The sequence below is a fragment of the Alphaproteobacteria bacterium genome, from assembly GCA_019695395.1.
Lineage (GTDB): Bacteria > Pseudomonadota > Alphaproteobacteria > JAEUKQ01 > JAIBAD01 > JAIBAD01.
This window is the reverse complement of record JAIBAD010000074.1, coordinates 1-3,569: the sequence shown is the minus strand read 5'-3', so window position 1 is coordinate 3,569 and position 3,569 is coordinate 1. Positions and strand designations below refer to the sequence as shown.

The 3,569-nt window shown below is 33.3% G+C and carries 3 protein-coding genes; 1 reads left to right on the top strand and 2 read right to left on the bottom strand.

From position 1 onward, the window contains the following. The coding region (locus K1X44_08950; protein MBX7147413.1) for a TOBE domain-containing protein at positions 1–798 on the top strand (798 nt) is incomplete at its 5' end. A 65-nt stretch (positions 799–863) separates the two neighbouring features. Here the strand turns inward: K1X44_08950 and K1X44_08945 are convergent. Continuing rightward, on the bottom strand, positions 864–2,060 hold the full coding sequence (locus K1X44_08945; GenBank protein MBX7147412.1) for a hypothetical protein: 1,197 nt from the start codon (positions 2,058–2,060) through the stop codon (positions 864–866). Between the two features lie 69 nt (positions 2,061–2,129). Further along, positions 2,130–3,356, bottom strand: a complete 1,227-nt coding sequence (locus K1X44_08940; protein ID MBX7147411.1) for an MFS transporter — start codon at positions 3,354–3,356, stop codon at positions 2,130–2,132. Positions 3,357–3,569: the final 213 nt, after the last annotated feature.

The window sequence follows — 3,569 nt, the reverse complement described above, 5'->3', positions numbered from 1 at the left end:
AAAAATTTAATTTACGGTTATAAACGTTGCGCTGTTGATCAAAGGAAACTTCACCCCGATGATATTATAAAATTATTAAATCTGGATAATTTTCTTAAGCGCAAACCAGAATACCTTTCTGGGGGTGAAAAACGTCTGGTGTCCCTAGGCCGTGCCTTATTAGCCAATCCTCAAGCAATTATTATGGACGAACCATTAACCAACATCGATACGCAATTAAAATATAAAATTTTAAATTATATTGAACAAATACCAAATTTGCTTAATATTCCTATAATTTATATTACGCATGATGTTGATGAATTAATTCATATTTCGTCATCTTTGAACAAAGTTGAACATGGTACGTTAATTAATCAAGAAAATAATAATCAAGATTTATCTATCAAAGATTTATTATTAGCCAAACATACTATTCAAAATGATCTTAAGGTCACAATTGAAAAACATGATCCATCTATGGGATTAACCCATGTCTCTGCATCTGCTGGCTTTTTTATGATTCCCCAGATCGATAGGGGAATTGGTGAATCTTTACATTGTAAAATAAATGCCCAAGATGTAAATTTGGCCATTATCCCACCTTTGATGACAAGTATTGAAAATACCCTTCCAGGAATTGTTGAAGAAATAACAGAAATTGATCAAACATTAATGCTGGTTAAATTATCTATGGGCAATACATCATCCGAGACAATATGGTCCATTATCAGCAAACAAGCATTAAAAGATTTAAATCTAAAAACAACCCAACAAATTTTTGCACTGATTAAAGTATCAAAAATTAAAGTAATATAAAAAATCCAAGCTTTGATATTAATATAAAGGCTTTACATAAATATTCTGCAAAGCCTTTACCAATATTAAGGTAATGGTTTTGTAATGGGTTCAAAAACTAAACTACCACTATGGGGTATTGGATCTGGAATGGGTCCTGTAAGAATACCAAATCCACCCATTGTTGATTTTAACCGATCCACCAATTGTCCAACATTTTCGCTCGTTTTTGATAAAAGCCCAGCTTTCATTAAAGCATCAAAATCAAGACCTACGATATCTGGAGTATGTGGGTAAGTGGTGGTGTAGTAATCTCCAAAATAAACATATTCAATGTTGGTATTCATTTCACATGTATCACGTTCATAAGAAGAACCGTTAGAATTAACCTTGTAACGGCTATAAAAATAAACTGTATGAGTTTGTTCATCAAATTTATAAGAATATTGGGTATTATGAGCTTCAAGGACTAATGTGTCCAAGCCATCTCCACCGTCTACACGGTCATATTCGACATTTCCATCTGCTACAGGTAATTTTCCACCACTCTTTTCAAGCTGTTTATAATATTCAGCATTATAACCCTCAGGTGCCAAGAGGTCATTACCCACACCACCCATTAATGTATCATTACCATCTTCACCTTCTAATTCATCATCTCCTTCATCGCCTGTAATAAAATCATGACCTCTACCCCCAGATATTTCATCCTTACCTTGACCACCATATAAAATACTATTTCCATCTCCATCTATAATTCTATCATTACCATCTTCACCGTACATAGTATTATCTTGGGTGTATGACCAACCTGCTGCTGTAACTAAATGATCATTACCCTTCCCCCCATACATAGTATTATATCCACCACCACCATCTACATAATCATCCCCATCTCCACCTTTTAACGTATCATTACCCTCTTCACCCCACATCTGATCATCGCCTTCATAACCATAGAGGGTGTCATTCCCATCATCTCCTATTATTTTATCATCACCATTTAAACCTACTAAAACATCATTGCCTGTCCCCCCATTTAGTTCATCATCAAGATCACCACCAACTAAAAAATCATCCCCATCATTGCCAAACAAACTATTTTCTTGATCAAATTCACCAAGTACCGTGTTATCACCATTATCACCTGTATAAGTTAAAGAAGCCCATCCATCTTGAGCATAAGGTAATCTTAATGATGTCAAATTAATCAAATTGTCATCAGTACTAGCTAATTGATTAGATAGTAAATTGCGTGTCTTTTTATTTTCTGATTTTTGCATTATTTTTCCCTTTATTGCATAATTATAAAAGTTAATAATAATTAATATTGGTTAATAAATAGTTAATTATTAATTTTTTTTATAATAAAGGTAGGTTTTATAGAGACTTACCAATGTCATGACTAAAGGAACGCCATGAAAAATAAGAACAACATATGCTGGAAACATAAATTCAAAAAAGAATGAACTAATTAACATGCCTATGGCAAATCCAACAGATTGCATCATGCGCAATAAACTAAAGGCAGGTAAGCGAATTGTTTCATCCGTTTTTTGAACACGGGTTATCACAGCAACCTCGGCAAAACCATCCCCTATCCCTGCAAAAAAGGCAGCAATTAAAATAGGTAATAAATGATTAAATTGAAAAACAGCAATAAAACCCAATGACATTAAAGCGATAGAAGCAAAGAATATATATTCCATTAATCTGATTTGTTTTTGTAAATCCGTCCCCAAATATCTATTTAATGTGTTGGTAAATTGGGCACCCATGAATTTACCTATCGCCCATATCGCCAAAATATACCCCATAATTTTTTCTGGTTCTTGGTCATTAATAATTTTTGAAAAAATAGGCAATCCCACACTATGGGCCGCGCTTCCTAGTGTATCAGTTAAGGCTACAATAAGTACAAGTAATAAAATGGGAAATCCTTTAAGCCCTTGGATAAGCAAACGCCATTCTTGAATAAATTTGGGAATATTTTTTCCAACATACCGATTGAAATTAAAACGCAAAGGTAAAATTAAAAAAGCGGCCACAATATAAACCACCATATTAATACCAAATAAGCCACTATAACTGGAATAAATAAGAATAACCCCAGCTGACAAGCTCCCTAAAACTGTCCCCAAAGATGAAAAAGATGTCAAAAGGCTGTTTATTTTAATGATAGAATTATCTTTAACCAAATATGGAATTTGGCTGTTCAGACCAACAGAAAAAATTGTATTCCCAAATCCCAAAACAAAAGCAACCAATGGCAAAATTAAAAGATGATTATGTTGAGGAATAATTATAATTAATGATAATGCACCTGCCCGTAGCATATCAGTTAAAGCCAAAGGCATAGCACCTGGATATTTTCTAAATATATTGGTACTGCCAAGGCTGGCAGTTATACCACCTAAAACGCGCCCTGTTAAAACAATACCAACTAAAACTGCATTCTGGCCTAGCATATAGGTATAACTACTTAAAGCCACCATATTAAGAAAAGCGCCAAAATCTGAAAAAAATCTAGCTACAACTAAAAAAATAGAATTGTAAAAAGTATTGTCAACAGATGCCATATTCATGATCCATTTCAATGGTAACCAACTTTCTTACTGCACGATCTAAATATCATGAAGTATTTCTATGAAACCATGCATCAATAACAAGTATTTCTTCAAAATCACCTCCAACAGAATCTCTTATTTTTTATGGTCAACATACCATAAAGTTTTTCTATTTTAGGATGTAGAGTAATAACAGGTAAACAATTTTTTAACCCTAAAGCCTAG

What these genes read in the sequence shown, in the direction of transcription:
- K1X44_08940 (MBX7147411.1), bottom strand. Translation starts at nt 3,356, where the DNA reads ATGGCATCTGTTGACAATACTTTTTACAATTCTATTTTTTTAGTTGTA.
- K1X44_08945 (MBX7147412.1), bottom strand. Translation starts at nt 2,060, where the DNA reads ATGCAAAAATCAGAAAATAAAAAGACACGCAATTTACTATCTAATCAA.